The organism is Acidovorax soli (assembly GCF_900107605.1).
Lineage (GTDB): Bacteria > Pseudomonadota > Gammaproteobacteria > Burkholderiales > Burkholderiaceae_C > Acidovorax > Acidovorax soli.
On record NZ_FNQJ01000026.1, the window covers coordinates 1 to 13,664 of the forward strand.

Genomic DNA, 13,664 nt, shown 5'->3' on the forward strand with positions numbered 1-13,664 from the left:
TCGGTTCACGAAATCGAGCACGTAAGATAGTCAACCAGCTTCACGAAATCGGTGAAGGTTCAATGAGCCTCACACACAGAAATTCGGACAGGCCCCAAAGTACCGGTCGGTCGCTGAAAGTTCGCTCTGTTGATACTCAACGCCCAGTACCGGGTGCTGATTTCCATTCCGCTGGTAACGTTTGCTGGTCGATACACTGATGCAGATGACAGGTGGCTTGCCTAAGTGCGCTTTGTAAGTGACCGAACTGACAAACTGTTTGAACAGCTTTCCATGCAATTCACCAAAACCTTCAGGAACACCGAATTGCGCCCGATCAGCGTTGTAGCCGGGAAGCAGGATGCTGAAGTCGTAATCGCGGACGTAGGAAGAAAAGTTGTTCCCAACGATCCCATCGATGCGTTTTCCCGTCTTCTTGTCGAGAATGCTGGTTTTCAGCACTTCAATCAACGGAAATGAAGCATTGCTAATGCTGGAAGCCATGCTCATCTCTACGGAGATGATCTCCAGTTCGACAGAGTAGCGATCTCCTGTCGCATTGTCCCAATGCGCTAGCTCATTAAAACGGTTGTTGATCATCCTCAGCGTGTTGCGCAAATTCTGCTGGCGACTCTTTCCCCGTGCCAGGTTGGCAAAGTTGGTGGTGATGCGCGTGCTGTCTGATGGGATGTAGTTTTCATCGAAAAGGATGCTCTTGAGTTCAAAGCGGAGTTCTTCGTTCATGGCGATTGCGTCTGGAAGTTGTTAGGTTGGCCAAGTCGTGAATCAGGCCACGTGCGCTTCAATGGTCAGGCGGGGCAAGGCGTGGCGCGCCAATGTCACCAACGGCATTGCCCGCTCGACCGCGAGCCTGGCCCGTTCGAGCAAGGCCCCGTTGCGTAGGCGGCCTTCCGCAAAGTCCTTGTCGGTTGCGTAAACACCTAGCGGCATCGTGCGCGTCTGGAAAAAGCTGAACAACGGGCGCAATTGATGGTCGATCACCAGGGCATGGCGCTCACTACCACCGGTGGCTGCTAGTAGCACTGGTTTGTCGATCAATGCATCCTGATCGATGAAGTCGAAGAAGTGCTTGAACAATCCCGAGTAGGCGCCGCGGTAGACCGGGGTGACTACGACGACCACGTCTGCTTGCTCGACTTCTACAAGCGCACGCTCTGCCGTACAAGGCAGTTGGGAGCGCAGGACCGCGCCGGCTAGTTGGGGAGCGATCAGACTCATCTCGATAAGGTGCTTTTCACACGGCATTTCATGTGCGATCAACTCCAGCAGGTGTTCTGCCAAGGTTGCTGCCTTAGAGGGACGTTGAAGCCCTCCGGAGACGGCGACTATGCGCGTGGTGTGTTTCATTCTGTCTTTCGTATCGACTGATTTCTGGTGCCTAGAGGCTTGATGGAGTGCGCAAGGTCAAGTCGCTTTGCCATCGTGCTGCGCCTGCAAGTTCGGTCCGCTGAATGCGGTGAGTTGTTTGACGGCCATGGGCTTCCTTTGAACTGCCAACGAACAATGGAAGCGAATGCTAGACATCAGTGATCATGAAGTAAAATGGTTTTATCTCACGATTTCATGAATATTTCTCATATATGTTGGAGCGCGCACATTTAGCCATCGTGGCCGAGGTCGAGAAACAGGGCTCCTTGACTGCGGCGGCTAACGTGTTGTGCCTCACGCAGTCGGCGCTGAGCCACAGCATGAAAAAGCTTGAGCAGCAGCTGGGCACTGACATCTGGCTGCGTGAAGGCCGTAGCCTGCGTTTAACCCAGGCTGGCCAGTACCTGCTTGCGGTGGCGAACCGGGTGCTGCCGCAGTTGAACTTGGCCGAAGAGCGCCTGCGCCAGTTTGCGCAAGGCGAGCGCGGCACGCTGCGTATCGGTATGGAATGCCACCCTTGCTACGAGTGGCTGCTCAAAGTGGTGTCGCCGTACTTGGCGGCCTGGCCCGACGTCGACGTGGACGTGAAGCAGAAGTTTCAGTTTGGCGGCCTGGGGGCGCTTTACGGCTATGAGATTGACATGCTGGTCACGCCTGACCCCTTGTTCAAGCCCGGATTGCACTTCGAGCCCGTGTTCGACTACGAACAAGTGCTTGTGGTGGCCTGCGACCATGCTTTGGCCAGCGCACCGCATATCACCCCCCGTGATCTGCTAAGTGAGGTTTTAATTACCTACCCGGTCTCGCCGGATCGGCTGGATGTTTACACCCAGTTTCTATCGCCTGCTGGTGTGAGTCCACGCCGGCATAAGACCATCGAGACCACCGACATCATGTTGCAGATGGTAGCCAGCGGGCGCGGCGTCGCCGCGCTTCCACGCTGGCTTGTCGAAGAGTACGCGTGCAAGATGCCCGTGAAGCCTGTGCGTCTAGGACCACAAGGGATTGCCAAGCAGATCTACCTTGGCGTACGCGAGTTGGACATGAACACCGATTACGTACAAGCCTTCGTGCTCCTGGCAAGAACGCTATCTCATTCTCAGGTGTAGCGTTTCTCTAGCTCGTCCCAGTCTGGCTTACCGACTAGGCGTTGACGCTCAGTGAACGATGTGACCAAGCCGCTGCTTTCAAGTACTTGCTTGTCGTCTCTTAGGGTGGTGAGCGTCTTATGCATGCCATGCACTGCGCCCTGTAACGCAGCGTTGGCGTAAAGCACGATACCGTAGCCCAGTCGGCCAAGCTCCTCGGCGCCGAACATAGGGGTCTTGCCGCCTATGACCATGTTCATCAGCTGCGGCTTGGCCAAGCGCTGGGGCAGTGCACGTACCTCCTCGGCCTTGGTTACGGCCTCTACAAAAAGGATATCCGCGCCTGCCTCTGCAAATTTTTGCGCTCGCTCTACGGCAGCCTCAAAGCCGTGCGTAGCTGCCGCGTCGGTACGCGCCATTACGAGGAAATCCGGATCGCGTCGTGCATCCACAGCGGCCTTGATCTTGCTCACCGCCTCTTCCGTCGAGATAACTTCCTTGCCCGAGAAATGACCGCAGCGCTTGGGTGAAACCTGGTCTTCCAACTGAATGCAGTCGGCACCGGCTCTTTCCAGCGTGCGTACGGTGTGGTACACGTTGAGCGCGTTCCCGAAGCCAGTGTCGGCATCTACTATGAGTGGCAGGCTCACCGCATCACGTATGCGGGCTGTGTGGTTGGCGATCTCTGAAAGACCCATGAAGCCCTGATCGGGCATACCGAACCACATGTTGGTAACTCCGGCACCGGTAACGTAGAGGGCCTCGAAGCCCAGGTCTTCCACGACCTTCGCAGACAGTGCGTTGAACGCGCCGGGTACCAGTACGCCGCGGCGCGCCTCGACAAGGGATTTGAGTTGCTTACGGGTGGACATCAAGTTATCACAATCTAAATTCAGAAACTGTCATTGGGCACGCGCACCCAGCCTTCCATGAGGATGCGCGCACTGCGGCTCATGACGGCTTTGGTAACGGTCCATTGACCGTCAACCAGGTTCGCCTCGGCGCCGACGCGCAGCTGGCCCGAAGGGTGGCCAAAGCGCACGCTGTGGCGCGCGCCACCGCCAGCCGCAAGATTCACCAGCGTGCCCGGCACAGCGGCCGCAGTGGCAATGGCGACCGATACCGTGCCCATCATGGCGTGGTGCAACTTACCCATGGAGAGTGCGCGAACCAGAATGTCCACATCCTCAGCTCGCACACGCTTGCCACTCGACGCGGTATAGCCGGCCGGAGGAGCCACGAAGGCGATTTTGGGTGTGTGCTGCCGAGTCGTGGCCTCCTCGGCCGTGTGGATAAGACCCATGCGCAATGCGCCTGCCACGCGGATGGACTCGAGGCGCGCCAACGCAGTGGTATCGCCGTTGATGGACTCGCGCAGCTCGGTACCGGTGTAGCCAATGTCAGCGGCATTGACGAAGATTGTGGGAATGCCCGAGTTGATCAACGTAGCCTGGAGCATTTCGATGCCCGGCACCTCCAATGCGTCCACTACCTGCCCCGTTGGGAACATGCCACCGTCACCATCGGCATCGTCTGCTGGTTCCATGAACTCGAGCACGATCTCTGCTGCTGGGAAGGTCACGCCGTCGAGTTCAAAGTCCCCTGTCTCCTGGACTTGCCCGTTGAGAACCGGAACATGAGCAACTATGGTTTTGCCGATGTTGGCCTGCCAGATACGCACAGTGCAGATGCCATCGCGCGGCATCGCTTCGACATAGCCTGCATGGATTGCGAACGCGCCGGCCGCTGTCGACAGGTTGCCGCAGTTGCCGCTCCAATCAACAATGTTTTTATCAATGGCAACTTGACCATAGAGGTAGTCCACGTCGTGCCCAGGGCGTCTGCTTTTCGAAAGAATCACACACTTACTGGTGCTAGACGTGGCGCTGCCCATGCCGTCGATTTGTGCAGCATAGGGGTCCGGACTGCCGATGACGCGCTGGAACAAGCGGTCTCGTGCTGAGCCCGCTTGTTGCGTTGCGGGTGGCAGGTCCTCAAGACGAAAAAATACACCCTTGCTGGTCCCTCCACGCATGTAGGTGGCTGGAATTCTGATTTGTGGTGAAGCGACCATCATGCAGCCCTTTTCTGCGCAAGGAAGTCCTGCGCGAAACGTTGCAAAACACCCCCAGCCTCGTAGACAGAGACCTCTTCGGCAGTATCGAGCCGGCAGTTCACTGGCACCTGCAGCGTCTCGCCGCTCTTGCGATGAATTACCAGCGTTAGTTCCGAATGCGGTGTGCGCGTCCCTTTGACGTCAAAGGTTTCCGTACCGTTAAGTCCAAGCGTCATCCGGGTGGTGCCGGATTGAAACTCCAGCGGCAGCACCCCCATGCCGAACAGGTTGGTGCGGTGGATGCGCTCGAAGCTCTCGGCAACCACCACCTCGACGCCCGCCAGGCGAACACCTTTGGCCGCCCAGTCTCGGCTAGAGCCTTGACCATAGTCAGCGCCGGCAATGATGATCAACGGCTGACGGCGGTTCAGGTAGGTCTCAATGGCTTCCCACATACGTACCACCTGTCCATCGGGCTCCACACGGGCAAGGGAGCCTTTCTGCACCTTGCCATCGACCACGGCCATCTCGTTGATGAGCTGCGGGTTGGCGAAGGTGGCACGCATGGCCGTCAGGTGGTCACCACGGTGCGTGGCGTAGGAGTTGAAGTCCTCCTCGGGCAGACCCATTTTGTGCAGGTACTCACCAGCCGCGCTGTCCATAAGAATAGCGTTGGAGGGGGAAAGGTGGTCCGTGGTGATGTTGTCGGGCAGGATTGCCAGAGGGCGCATACCTTTGAGCGTGCGGGGAAAGGCAGCCAGGGCGCCGACGCCTTCCGTATCCCAGTACGGAGGACGGCGGATGTAGGTGGACATCGGACGCCAGTCGTATTGGGGAGCCACACGTTCACCATCGTCCACCCGCAGGGAGAACATCGGCTCATACACGGAGCGGTATTGCGCGGGTTTGACTGCGGCCTGGACCACGGTGTCGATCTCTTCATCGCTGGGCCAGATGTCTTTCAGGCGGATTTCCTTGCCGTCCACAATCGTCAGGACATCGTTCTCGATGTCGAAGCGCACTGTGCCAGCGATGGCATAGGCCACCACCAGCGGCGGCGAGGCCAGAAATGCCTGCTTGGCATAGGGGTGGATGCGCCCGTCGAAGTTACGGTTGCCCGAGAGCACGGCGGTGGTGTATAGATCACGGTCGATGATTTCCTGCTGAATCTTGGAATCGAGCGCGCCGCTCATTCCGTTGCAGGTGGTGCAAGCGAAGGCGACGATGCCAAATCCCAATGCCTCCAGATCGCCTAAAAGCCCTGCTTCCTTCAAGTACAGTTCCACCGCCTTGGAGCCGGGCGCAAGCGATGTCTTGACCCAGGGCTTGCGCGTGAGGCCCAGCCGGTTCGCATTGCGCGCCAGCAGCGCGGCGGCGATTACGTTGCGCGGATTGCTGGTGTTGGTGCAGCTGGTGATGGCGGCGATGATCACGGCGCCATCGGGCATCCGGCCCTCGGCCTCATCGGCGCGGGCCATTTCGAGCTTGATGGCACCGGCAATGCCTCGATCCACCAACGCCGAGAGCGGCAGGCGACGGTGCGGATTCGATGGCCCAGCCATGTTGCGCACGACGGTCGAGAGGTCGAACTTCAGTACGCGCTCGTACTGCACATTGCGCAGGCTGTCGACCCAGAAGCCGGCTGTCTTGGCATAGGTTTCCACTAACTGCACCTGTTTCTCCTTGCGGCCTGTCAGACGCAGGTATTCCAAAGTCTGTTCGTCGATAGAGAACAGTGCAGCGGTGGCACCGTATTCAGGGCACATGTTCGAAATGGTGGCCCGGTCGCCAATGGACAGGCTCTCGGCTCCCTCGCCATAGAACTCGACATACGCGCCCACTACCTTTTCCTTGCGCAGGAATTCGGTCAGGGCTAGCACGATGTCGGTCGCGGTGATGCCAGGCTGCCGGCGGCCCTTGAGCTCTACGCCTACGATGCTGGGCAGGCGCATCCAGGAGGCGCGGCCTAGCATCACGTTTTCGGCCTCCAGGCCACCCACGCCGATGGCGATCACGCCCAGCGCATCTACGTGTGGGGTGTGGCTGTCGGTCCCCACGCAGGTGTCGGGAAATGCCACGCCATCTTGCACGTAGACCACGGGTGACATCTTCTCCAGGTTGATCTGGTGCATGATGCCGTTGCCTGCGGGGATCACGTCCACGTTGGCGAAGGCCTTCTTCGTCCATTCAATGAAGTGGAAGCGGTCCTCATTACGGCGATCCTCGATAGCGCGGTTTTTAGCGAAAGCATTGGGGTCGAAGCCGCCGCACTCCATGGCCAGGGAGTGATCCACGATCAATTGAACAGGTACCACAGGGTTCACCTGAGCTGGGTCGCCGCCTTCGTTGGCGATAGCATCGCGCAGGCCAGCTAGGTCCACCAGCGCCGTCTGCCCAAGAATGTCGTGACAGACCACACGCACGGGATACCATGGGAAGTCGATCTCACGCTTGCGTTCAATCAGTTGCAGAAGATAGTTGTCCAGTCGTGCCGGATCTGCCCGCCGCACAAGGTTTTCGGCATGTACGCGTGCGGTATAGGGCAGCCCTGCCCAGGCACCAGTTCGTAATGTCTCAACCGCCTCGCGCGCATCCATGTAGTCCCATTGCGTTCCCGGCAGCTTTTTGCGGTATTTAGTATTCATGAGATTGGGTGTTGATGACTCTTCCAGTGATTACTTGCGGCTCTCGATAGGAACGAAGTCGAGATCCTCTGGGCCGGTGTAGTTCGCACTGGGTCTGATGATCTTGTTGTCAACTCGCTGCTCCACAACGTGAGCGGCCCAGCCACTGGTGCGTGCGATCACGAACAGCGGCGTGAACATAGCGGTCGGAACTCCCATCATGTGATAGCTCACGGCACTGAACCAGTCGAGATTAGGGAACATCTTCTTGACTTCCAACATCACCGACTCCAACCGCTCCGCAATGTCATACATCTTGGTGGAGCCAGCTCCATCTGACAGTCGTTTCGCCACACGCTTGATAACCACGTTGCGTGGATCGCTCACGGTGTAAACCGGATGGCCGAACCCGATGACGACTTCTTTGCGCTCAACGCGGGCACGAATATCAGCTTCGGCTTCGTCCGGGTTGTCATAGCGCTTCTGGATTTCGAACGCAACTTCGTTAGCGCCGCCATGCTTAGGGCCGCGCAGGGCGCCGATAGCACCCGCGATGCACGAGTACATGTCACTACCCGTTCCAGCGATGACGCGCGCCGTGAAAGTAGACGCGTTGAATTCATGCTCAGCGTAAAGGTTCAGTGAAGTATGCATTGCACGCACCCAGCTCTCCGGAGGCGTCTCGCCATGCAGCAGATGTAGAAAGTGACCGCCAATTGATTCGTCATCGGTTTCTACGTCGATACGTTTACCTTGCGTACTGAAGTGATACCAGTAAAGCAGCATTGAACCCAGAGAAGCCATGAGCCGGTCAGCAATATCACGCGCGCCGGGAAGATTGTGATCATCTTTCTCGGGCAGCACACAGCCCAGGGTCGACACACCAGTACGCATCACGTCCATGGGGTGAGCACCGGCCGGCAGTTTCTCGAGTGCGTCCTTCACACTGGCCGGTAGGCCGCGAAGGGCTTTGAGACGCGCCTTGTAAGCCTTGAGCTCTGCTCGTGTGGGCAGCTTCCCGTGAACTAAAAGGTGCGCGACCTCTTCGAACTCGCAAACCTCGGCGATGTCGAGAATGTCGTAGCCCCGATAGTGCAAGTCATTGCCGGTACGGCCGACCGTGCACAGTGCAGTGTTGCCTGCAGTAACGCCCGACAGCGCAACAGACTTCTTTGGTTTGAAACCCGTAGTTTCGGTGGTGCTCATGGTGTCTCCTGATGATGCGAAAGTGGATCAATGGGGTGGGGGTGACCGGCAGCGTCAACGGCGACCATTTCAAACACGGCCTGCAGGGTTTCGTCAGTCGGCGCACCAGGCGCTTGACTCAGACCACGGACGTACACGGTCATAGAAGTGCGGCCTACACGACTCACATGGGCGCGCAGCATGAGGCTGTGACCCACAGGCACCGGCACGCGGAAGTCGACACCGCTCACTGCAGCCACCACCACTTCACGTTGTGCTCGGTTGCGGGCGGCGAGGAAAGCCGCCTGGGCCAACCAACGCAATGCCTGACCCGCAAACAAAGTGTGATGGTGGTTGGCATGGGATGGCAGAACCATTGCATGCATCTCGGCGCTTCCGTTGAGGCTTGTCATAATTCGCAATTTACGCAAAATATGGATCCCGCTCCAGTCCTAAAAGGGCGAATTCATGCCAATGAAAAATTTAATAATTGCGAATTTTGCGAATTTGTTAATTGAAAATACGCTATGAAAAAAACCTTCATGGGAGTCCGCCTGCGTTCGATGCGCGCTGAACGCGGCCTATCGCAGATCGCTATGGCCCACGCTCTTGGGCTGTCACCGAGCTACCTCAACCAACTTGAGCAGAACCAGCGACCACTCACGGTATCTGTACTGTTGAAGATCCATCGCACGCTTGGAGTCGACGTTCAACAGTTCTCTGAGGACGAGGAGTCGCGGCTCGTGGCAGGCATGCAAGAGGCGTTGGCTGATGCCCCAGAGCCTGTGGCGTTGACCGAAGTCCGCGAGGTCGCGGCGCAGATGCCCAAGTTGGGAAGGGCTTTGTTGGCGCTCTACAGAAGGGGGGTGGAAGCCTCGGAGCAGCTTGACGCTATGGCTGCAACGTTTGGCGATGATCGCTCAGGCAATGTGCCACGACGTACGATGCCATTCGAGGCAGTACGCGACTTCTTCTTTGCACACAAGAACTATTTCGATCCCGTAGACCGCGCGGCTGAGACACTGGCGACCCAGATGCAGCAAAGTGGCATGGCACTTATTGACTGGCTCATTCAGCGACTGGTACATACACACGGTGTACGTGTACTGACTGTAGACGACGATGCGACTAGCAAGCGTCGATACGACAGCGAAATGCGAATACTCCGCCTCGCGAGCGTACTCGAGCGAAGTCAGCAAGCATTTCAGATGGCCACCCAGTTGGCGCTTTTAGAGCATGGGCCGCTTTTCGAAAAACTCACGACAGACGCCACTCTGGAGGGCGATCCTGCGGCACGCCAGCTCGCGCAGATTGGGTTGGCCAATTACTTTGCAGGCGCGCTGGTGTTGCCGTATGGCCGCTTTCTGCACGCAGCGGAGACCTTACGCTACGACATCGAATTGCTGGGCCAAAAGTTTGGCGTAGGTTTTGAGACCGTCTGCCATCGCCTCAGCACACTTCAGCGTGCCGAGGCTCCTGGCATTCCATTTTTTTTCGTGCGCATTGACCGGGCCGGCAATATTTCCAAGCGCCAGTCAGCCACGAATTTCCACTTCAGTCGCACAGGCGGCACCTGTCCGCTCTGGAATGTATACGAGGCCTTTGCGCAGCCCGAGCGAATCCTTCCGCAAATCGCACGCATGCCCGATGGGCGTAGTTACCTGTGGATAGCCCGCACAGTCTCGCGCGGTGGAGTAGGTTATGGCACGCCTCGACAGACCTTCTCGATTGGACTGGGGTGTGACGTGCATCACGCCACCCGCTTGGTTTACAGCAAGGGTTTAGACCTGAGCGATCCTGATGCCGCAACGCCCATCGGCATGGGCTGTAAGGTATGCGAGCGCGAGCAGTGTCAGCAGCGCGCATTTCCGTTCATTGGTCGACCACTGGAGGTGGACGTCAACCACAGTCGAGTGATGCCATACGGCGCCAAACCTCGTGCGGCGAGTGGAGGCTAGTGTTATGAGCAGTTTCTCTTTTACTCATTCCAAACCAGTCACTGCAAATACGAGGGGCTAAGGGCAGGGCAGCCTGGGCTCAACCTCGGAGGGGAGCGCATTTCCAATGCTGCTCTCTCTCTTGAAAGATGCGCCCTCGGGTACCCGGGAATACCCGGCAAGGGGAAGTCGCCCAGAGACGCCAGTATGGCAAAGGTTTTGCTGGCCGCACGCCTGCGCGCTGGCGCGGCAACGAAATGCTCAAACATCGCCGCAAGGCTGGCAAGGCCGCCGCCCGCGTCCATGCGTTCTTACTCGTGATGTGCATCATGGCCTTCGATGCGCAGGGCCACTTTGCCGAATTGCGCACCAGACTCCAGCTGGTTGAGTGCAGCGTGGATATCGCCCAGAGCATAAGTGCTGTCGATCAGCGGGCGCAGGCTGGTGCGATCCACGAAGCCGAGCATGTCGTGGAACTCCCCATAGCTTCCCAGGCTGGAGCCGAAGATCTGTAACTGGCGCACGAAGAGACGGCGCAGGTCGGCACCGGGTTGGTCCCCTGTGGTGGCGCCGCAGATGACGAGTCGGCCGCCGCGCACCAGCGACTTCATTGCCGATGGCCAGGTGGCAGCACCCGTGTTCTCGAACACCACGTCCACTCCCCGACCGCCAGTAAGGGCCATGGCCTGTTTCGCCACATCCTGGGTCTGGCTGTTGATTCCGTGATCGGCCCCGATCGCAAGGGCGCGTTCGAGTTTGGCGTCGTCGCGCGAGGTCACGATCACGCGCGCGCCGATGGCCTTGGCCAACTGCAGGGCGGCCAACGAGACGCCGCCGCCGATACCGAAGACCAGCACCGTTTCCCAGGGCTGCAGGCGCGCCTTGGAAAACAGCATGCGCCAGGCTGTGAGGTGGTTGACACCGAGGGCGGCCGCCTCGGCAAAAGTCAGGTGGGCGGGCTTGGGGAAGACCTGTGTCGCCGGCACCTGAATCCATTGGGCGAACGTGCCATCGCGGTGCTCGCCCAGGAACTGGATGCGCGTGCACAGTGCGCTGTCGCCGTGCTGGCAGAACTCGCAACGGCCACAGCCCACGCCGGGGTGAATGACCACCTCCTGGCCCGGGTGCAGCAGCGGATCGCTGGCGTCGCAGGCGTCCACCACACCGGCCGCGTCGAGGCCCAGGATCTGCGGCAGGCGGTGCGTGATGCCGGCGCCACTGTTGCGCATGTACAGATCTACCTGGTTGAGGGTGGCGGCCTGCACGCGCACGAGCACCTCGCCGGGCGCGCGCTCGGGCAGGCGGTGCTCGCGCACCTCGACGACTTCGTTGCCGCCGTGACCGGTGATGAATGCTGCTTTCATGGTCTGTCCTCGTGAAGTACCGTTCAAAATCAAAGCGCCGTCCCGCCCGGGCCGCCGAGGTTCAGCGCCTTGGCGTACGTGGCGAAGAAATCCAGGCTGTGGGGGTTTTGCATGGCGTCCGGGCTGGCCACCTGGGACAGGCTGGCACCCAGCAGCAGTTTGCGCACCGGCACTTCCATCTTCTTGCCGCTCAGCGTGCGCGGAATCTCGCTCACCTGGACCACCGCATCGGGTACATGGCGGCCCGATGCCTTGGTGCGGATCTGCTGCCGGATGCGCTCGGTCAGGGATGTGTCCAAGGCCACGCCCGGCTGCAACACGACGAACAAGGGCATGAAGGTGGGGCGCCCCAGGTACTCCAGGTCCACGACCAGGCTGTCAAGCACCTCGGGGAGTTCCTCCACCACGCGGTAGATTTCTGCCGTGCCGATGCGGATGCCGTAGCGGTTGATGGTGCTGTCGGAGCGGCCATAGATCACCGAGCTGCCATAGGGCGTGAAACGAATCCAGTCGCCGTGGCGCCATACCCCAGGGTATACCTCGAAGTAGCTCTCGCGGTAGCGCCTTCCGTCGGGGTCGTTCCAGAAATACAGCGGCATAGACGGCATCGGCTGGGTGATCACCAGTTCGCCCACCTCGTCGATCACCGCCTGACCCTGTTCGTTGAAGGCGTAGGCGGCCACCCCCAGCTCCGCGCACTGGATCTCTCCGGCATGTACCGGCAGGGTGGGTGCGCAGGCGACAAAGCAGTCGGCGATGTCCGTACCGCCGCTGACCGACGCCAGCCAGATGTCGGGCTTGACGTCGCGGTACACCCATTCAAATGCATCCACGGGCAGGGGCGATCCCGTGGAGAGGATGGTGCGCAGCTTCCTCAGCGGCGCGTGATCCCGGGGTCGCAGCCCATCCTTCTTGTGCGCGATCAGGACGGCCGCTCCCGTGCCGAAAACGGCGACTTCCTGCTCGTCGATGAACTGCCAGAGGGTATCGCTACAGGGCCAGGAGGGATGGCCGTCGTACAGCACGATGGAGGCGCCTGTGACCAGGGCGCCCACCAGCAGGTTCCACACGACCCAGCCAGTGCTGCCCAGGAACAGCAGACGGTCGCCGGGCCGCAGGTCGTTATGCAGCGCCATTTCCTTCAAGTGCGTGAGCAGGATGCCGCCATGGCCGTGCACCATCGCCTTGGGCAGCCCCGTGGTGCCCGAGGAATAGAGGATCCACAGCGGGTGGCTGAAAGGCAGGCGCTCGTAACGGGGTGAGGCATCCCGGGCCACGGTCGCCTGCCAGCCCGTGCGCTGGCGCCAATCGACCGCGCGCTCCTGCGCCAGCGGCCCATCCACCTGCACGACATGCTCGACACTGGGCAACTCGGCCAGCAATTGCGCGACTTCCCGGGTACGGTCGTACGGCTTGCCGTTGTAGCGGTAGCTGTCCACGGCGAACAGTACCTTGGGCTCGATCTGGCGCAGGCGGTCCAGCACGACAGGCGCCCCCATGTCGGGCGCGCAGCTGGACCATACGGCGCCGATGCTGGCGCAGGCCAGAAATGCGATCACCGTTTCGGGGCGGTTGGGCATGTAGCTCGCCACGTGGTCGCCCGGCCCCACGCCCCAGCCGCGCAGCGTGGCCGCCAGTGCTGCGGTGGCGCGCTCCAGCTCGTTCCAGGCAATGTGCTGCAGCGGCACATCCTCGCTGCGTGCGATCACGGCCGGTTGCTGGGACGTGGCATGGCGGAACACATGCTCGGCAAAATTCACCCGAGCCTTGGGAAACCATTCGGCGCCCGGCATGCTGCGCTGGCCCAGCGCGGGCTCGCGCTCGCCATCGGCCTGGATGTCGAAATAGCTCCAGATCGACTGCCAAAATTCATCCAGGTGCTCGACCGACCAGCGCCACAGCCCGGCGTAATCGTGGGTGGTAACGCCTTTTTCCTGCGCCAGCCAGCCCTGGTATTGCACCAGGCGGCTGGACTGCAGTTGCTCGGGGCCGGGAGTCCAGAGGACGTCGGAGGTAGAGGGGGTCGTGGTGCTGGGCATAGC

General features: G+C 59.8%; 10 protein-coding genes and 1 pseudogene. 2 read left to right on the forward strand and 9 right to left on the reverse strand.

The window, feature by feature from the left end:
- Positions 1-96: 96 nt before the first annotated feature.
- Both BLW02_RS14845 and msuE read right to left on the reverse strand, forming a co-directional pair.
- Positions 97-723, reverse strand: a pseudogene (locus tag BLW02_RS14845) (putative oxygenase MesX); the annotation flags it as partial.
- Positions 724-765: 42 nt separating this feature from the next.
- Positions 766-1,347: an FMN reductase gene (msuE, locus tag BLW02_RS14850; protein WP_092699810.1), complete on the reverse strand. Its 582-nt coding sequence runs from the start codon at positions 1,345-1,347 to the stop codon at positions 766-768.
- A gap of 233 nt (positions 1,348-1,580) precedes the next feature.
- On the opposite strand from msuE, the gene BLW02_RS14855 reads away from it, so the two are divergent.
- Entirely contained in the window at positions 1,581-2,477 is an 897-nt protein-coding gene (locus tag BLW02_RS14855) for a LysR family transcriptional regulator (protein WP_092699812.1), read from the forward strand.
- Here BLW02_RS14855 and BLW02_RS14860 read toward each other — a convergent pair.
- Genes BLW02_RS14860 through BLW02_RS14880 form a run of 5 tightly spaced genes read right to left on the reverse strand, consistent with a single transcriptional unit; the run spans position 2,468 to position 8,734 of the window.
- Entirely contained in the window at positions 2,468-3,328 is an 861-nt protein-coding gene (locus BLW02_RS14860; RefSeq protein WP_092699814.1) for an isocitrate lyase/PEP mutase family protein, read from the reverse strand. The two genes, BLW02_RS14855 and BLW02_RS14860, sit on opposite strands and share 10 nt — an antisense overlap.
- A 20-nt stretch (positions 3,329-3,348) precedes the next feature.
- Complete coding sequence (gene prpF, locus BLW02_RS14865; protein WP_092699881.1) at positions 3,349-4,530, reverse strand: 2-methylaconitate cis-trans isomerase PrpF; 1,182 nt, start codon at positions 4,528-4,530, stop codon at positions 3,349-3,351.
- Complete coding sequence (gene acnD, locus BLW02_RS14870; protein WP_092699816.1) at positions 4,530-7,157, reverse strand: Fe/S-dependent 2-methylisocitrate dehydratase AcnD; 2,628 nt, start codon at positions 7,155-7,157, stop codon at positions 4,530-4,532. Before acnD ends, prpF begins: the two co-directional genes overlap by 1 nt.
- Positions 7,158-7,187: 30 nt before the next feature.
- Positions 7,188-8,342, reverse strand: coding sequence for a bifunctional 2-methylcitrate synthase/citrate synthase (gene prpC / locus BLW02_RS14875; RefSeq protein WP_092699818.1), 1,155 nt, complete (start codon positions 8,340-8,342; stop codon positions 7,188-7,190).
- Positions 8,339-8,734, reverse strand: coding sequence for an acyl-CoA thioesterase (locus BLW02_RS14880; protein ID WP_092699820.1), 396 nt, complete (start codon positions 8,732-8,734; stop codon positions 8,339-8,341). The genes prpC and BLW02_RS14880 overlap by 4 nt, the downstream gene beginning before the upstream one ends.
- A 114-nt stretch (positions 8,735-8,848) precedes the next feature.
- Here BLW02_RS14880 and BLW02_RS14885 point away from each other — a divergent pair, with 114 nt between their 5' ends.
- A complete protein-coding gene (locus BLW02_RS14885; RefSeq protein WP_092699822.1) occupies positions 8,849-10,279 on the forward strand; it encodes a short-chain fatty acyl-CoA regulator family protein in 1,431 nt (476 codons plus the stop codon).
- 290 nt (positions 10,280-10,569) lie between these two features.
- Here BLW02_RS14885 and BLW02_RS14890 read toward each other — a convergent pair whose 3' ends face one another.
- Together BLW02_RS14890 and BLW02_RS14895 are read right to left on the reverse strand one after the other, a co-directional pair.
- Complete coding sequence (locus BLW02_RS14890) at positions 10,570-11,622, reverse strand: zinc-binding dehydrogenase (RefSeq protein WP_092699824.1); 1,053 nt, start codon at positions 11,620-11,622, stop codon at positions 10,570-10,572.
- Positions 11,623-11,651: 29 nt separating this feature from the next.
- Complete coding sequence (locus tag BLW02_RS14895; RefSeq protein ID WP_092699827.1) at positions 11,652-13,661, reverse strand: acetoacetate--CoA ligase; 2,010 nt, start codon at positions 13,659-13,661, stop codon at positions 11,652-11,654.
- Positions 13,662-13,664 lie beyond the last annotated feature (3 nt).

What these genes read in the sequence shown, in the direction of transcription:
- msuE (WP_092699810.1), bottom strand. Translation starts at nt 1,347, where the DNA reads ATGAAACACACCACGCGCATAGTCGCCGTCTCCGGAGGGCTTCAACGT.
- BLW02_RS14855 (WP_092699812.1), top strand. Translation starts at nt 1,581, where the DNA reads ATGTTGGAGCGCGCACATTTAGCCATCGTGGCCGAGGTCGAGAAACAG.
- BLW02_RS14860 (WP_092699814.1), bottom strand. Translation starts at nt 3,328, where the DNA reads ATGTCCACCCGTAAGCAACTCAAATCCCTTGTCGAGGCGCGCCGCGGC.
- prpF (WP_092699881.1), bottom strand. Translation starts at nt 4,530, where the DNA reads ATGGTCGCTTCACCACAAATCAGAATTCCAGCCACCTACATGCGTGGA.
- acnD (WP_092699816.1), bottom strand. Translation starts at nt 7,157, where the DNA reads ATGAATACTAAATACCGCAAAAAGCTGCCGGGAACGCAATGGGACTAC.
- prpC (WP_092699818.1), bottom strand. Translation starts at nt 8,342, where the DNA reads ATGAGCACCACCGAAACTACGGGTTTCAAACCAAAGAAGTCTGTTGCG.
- BLW02_RS14880 (WP_092699820.1), bottom strand. Translation starts at nt 8,734, where the DNA reads ATGACAAGCCTCAACGGAAGCGCCGAGATGCATGCAATGGTTCTGCCA.
- BLW02_RS14885 (WP_092699822.1), top strand. Translation starts at nt 8,849, where the DNA reads ATGAAAAAAACCTTCATGGGAGTCCGCCTGCGTTCGATGCGCGCTGAA.
- BLW02_RS14890 (WP_092699824.1), bottom strand. Translation starts at nt 11,622, where the DNA reads ATGAAAGCAGCATTCATCACCGGTCACGGCGGCAACGAAGTCGTCGAG.
- BLW02_RS14895 (WP_092699827.1), bottom strand. Translation starts at nt 13,661, where the DNA reads ATGCCCAGCACCACGACCCCCTCTACCTCCGACGTCCTCTGGACTCCC.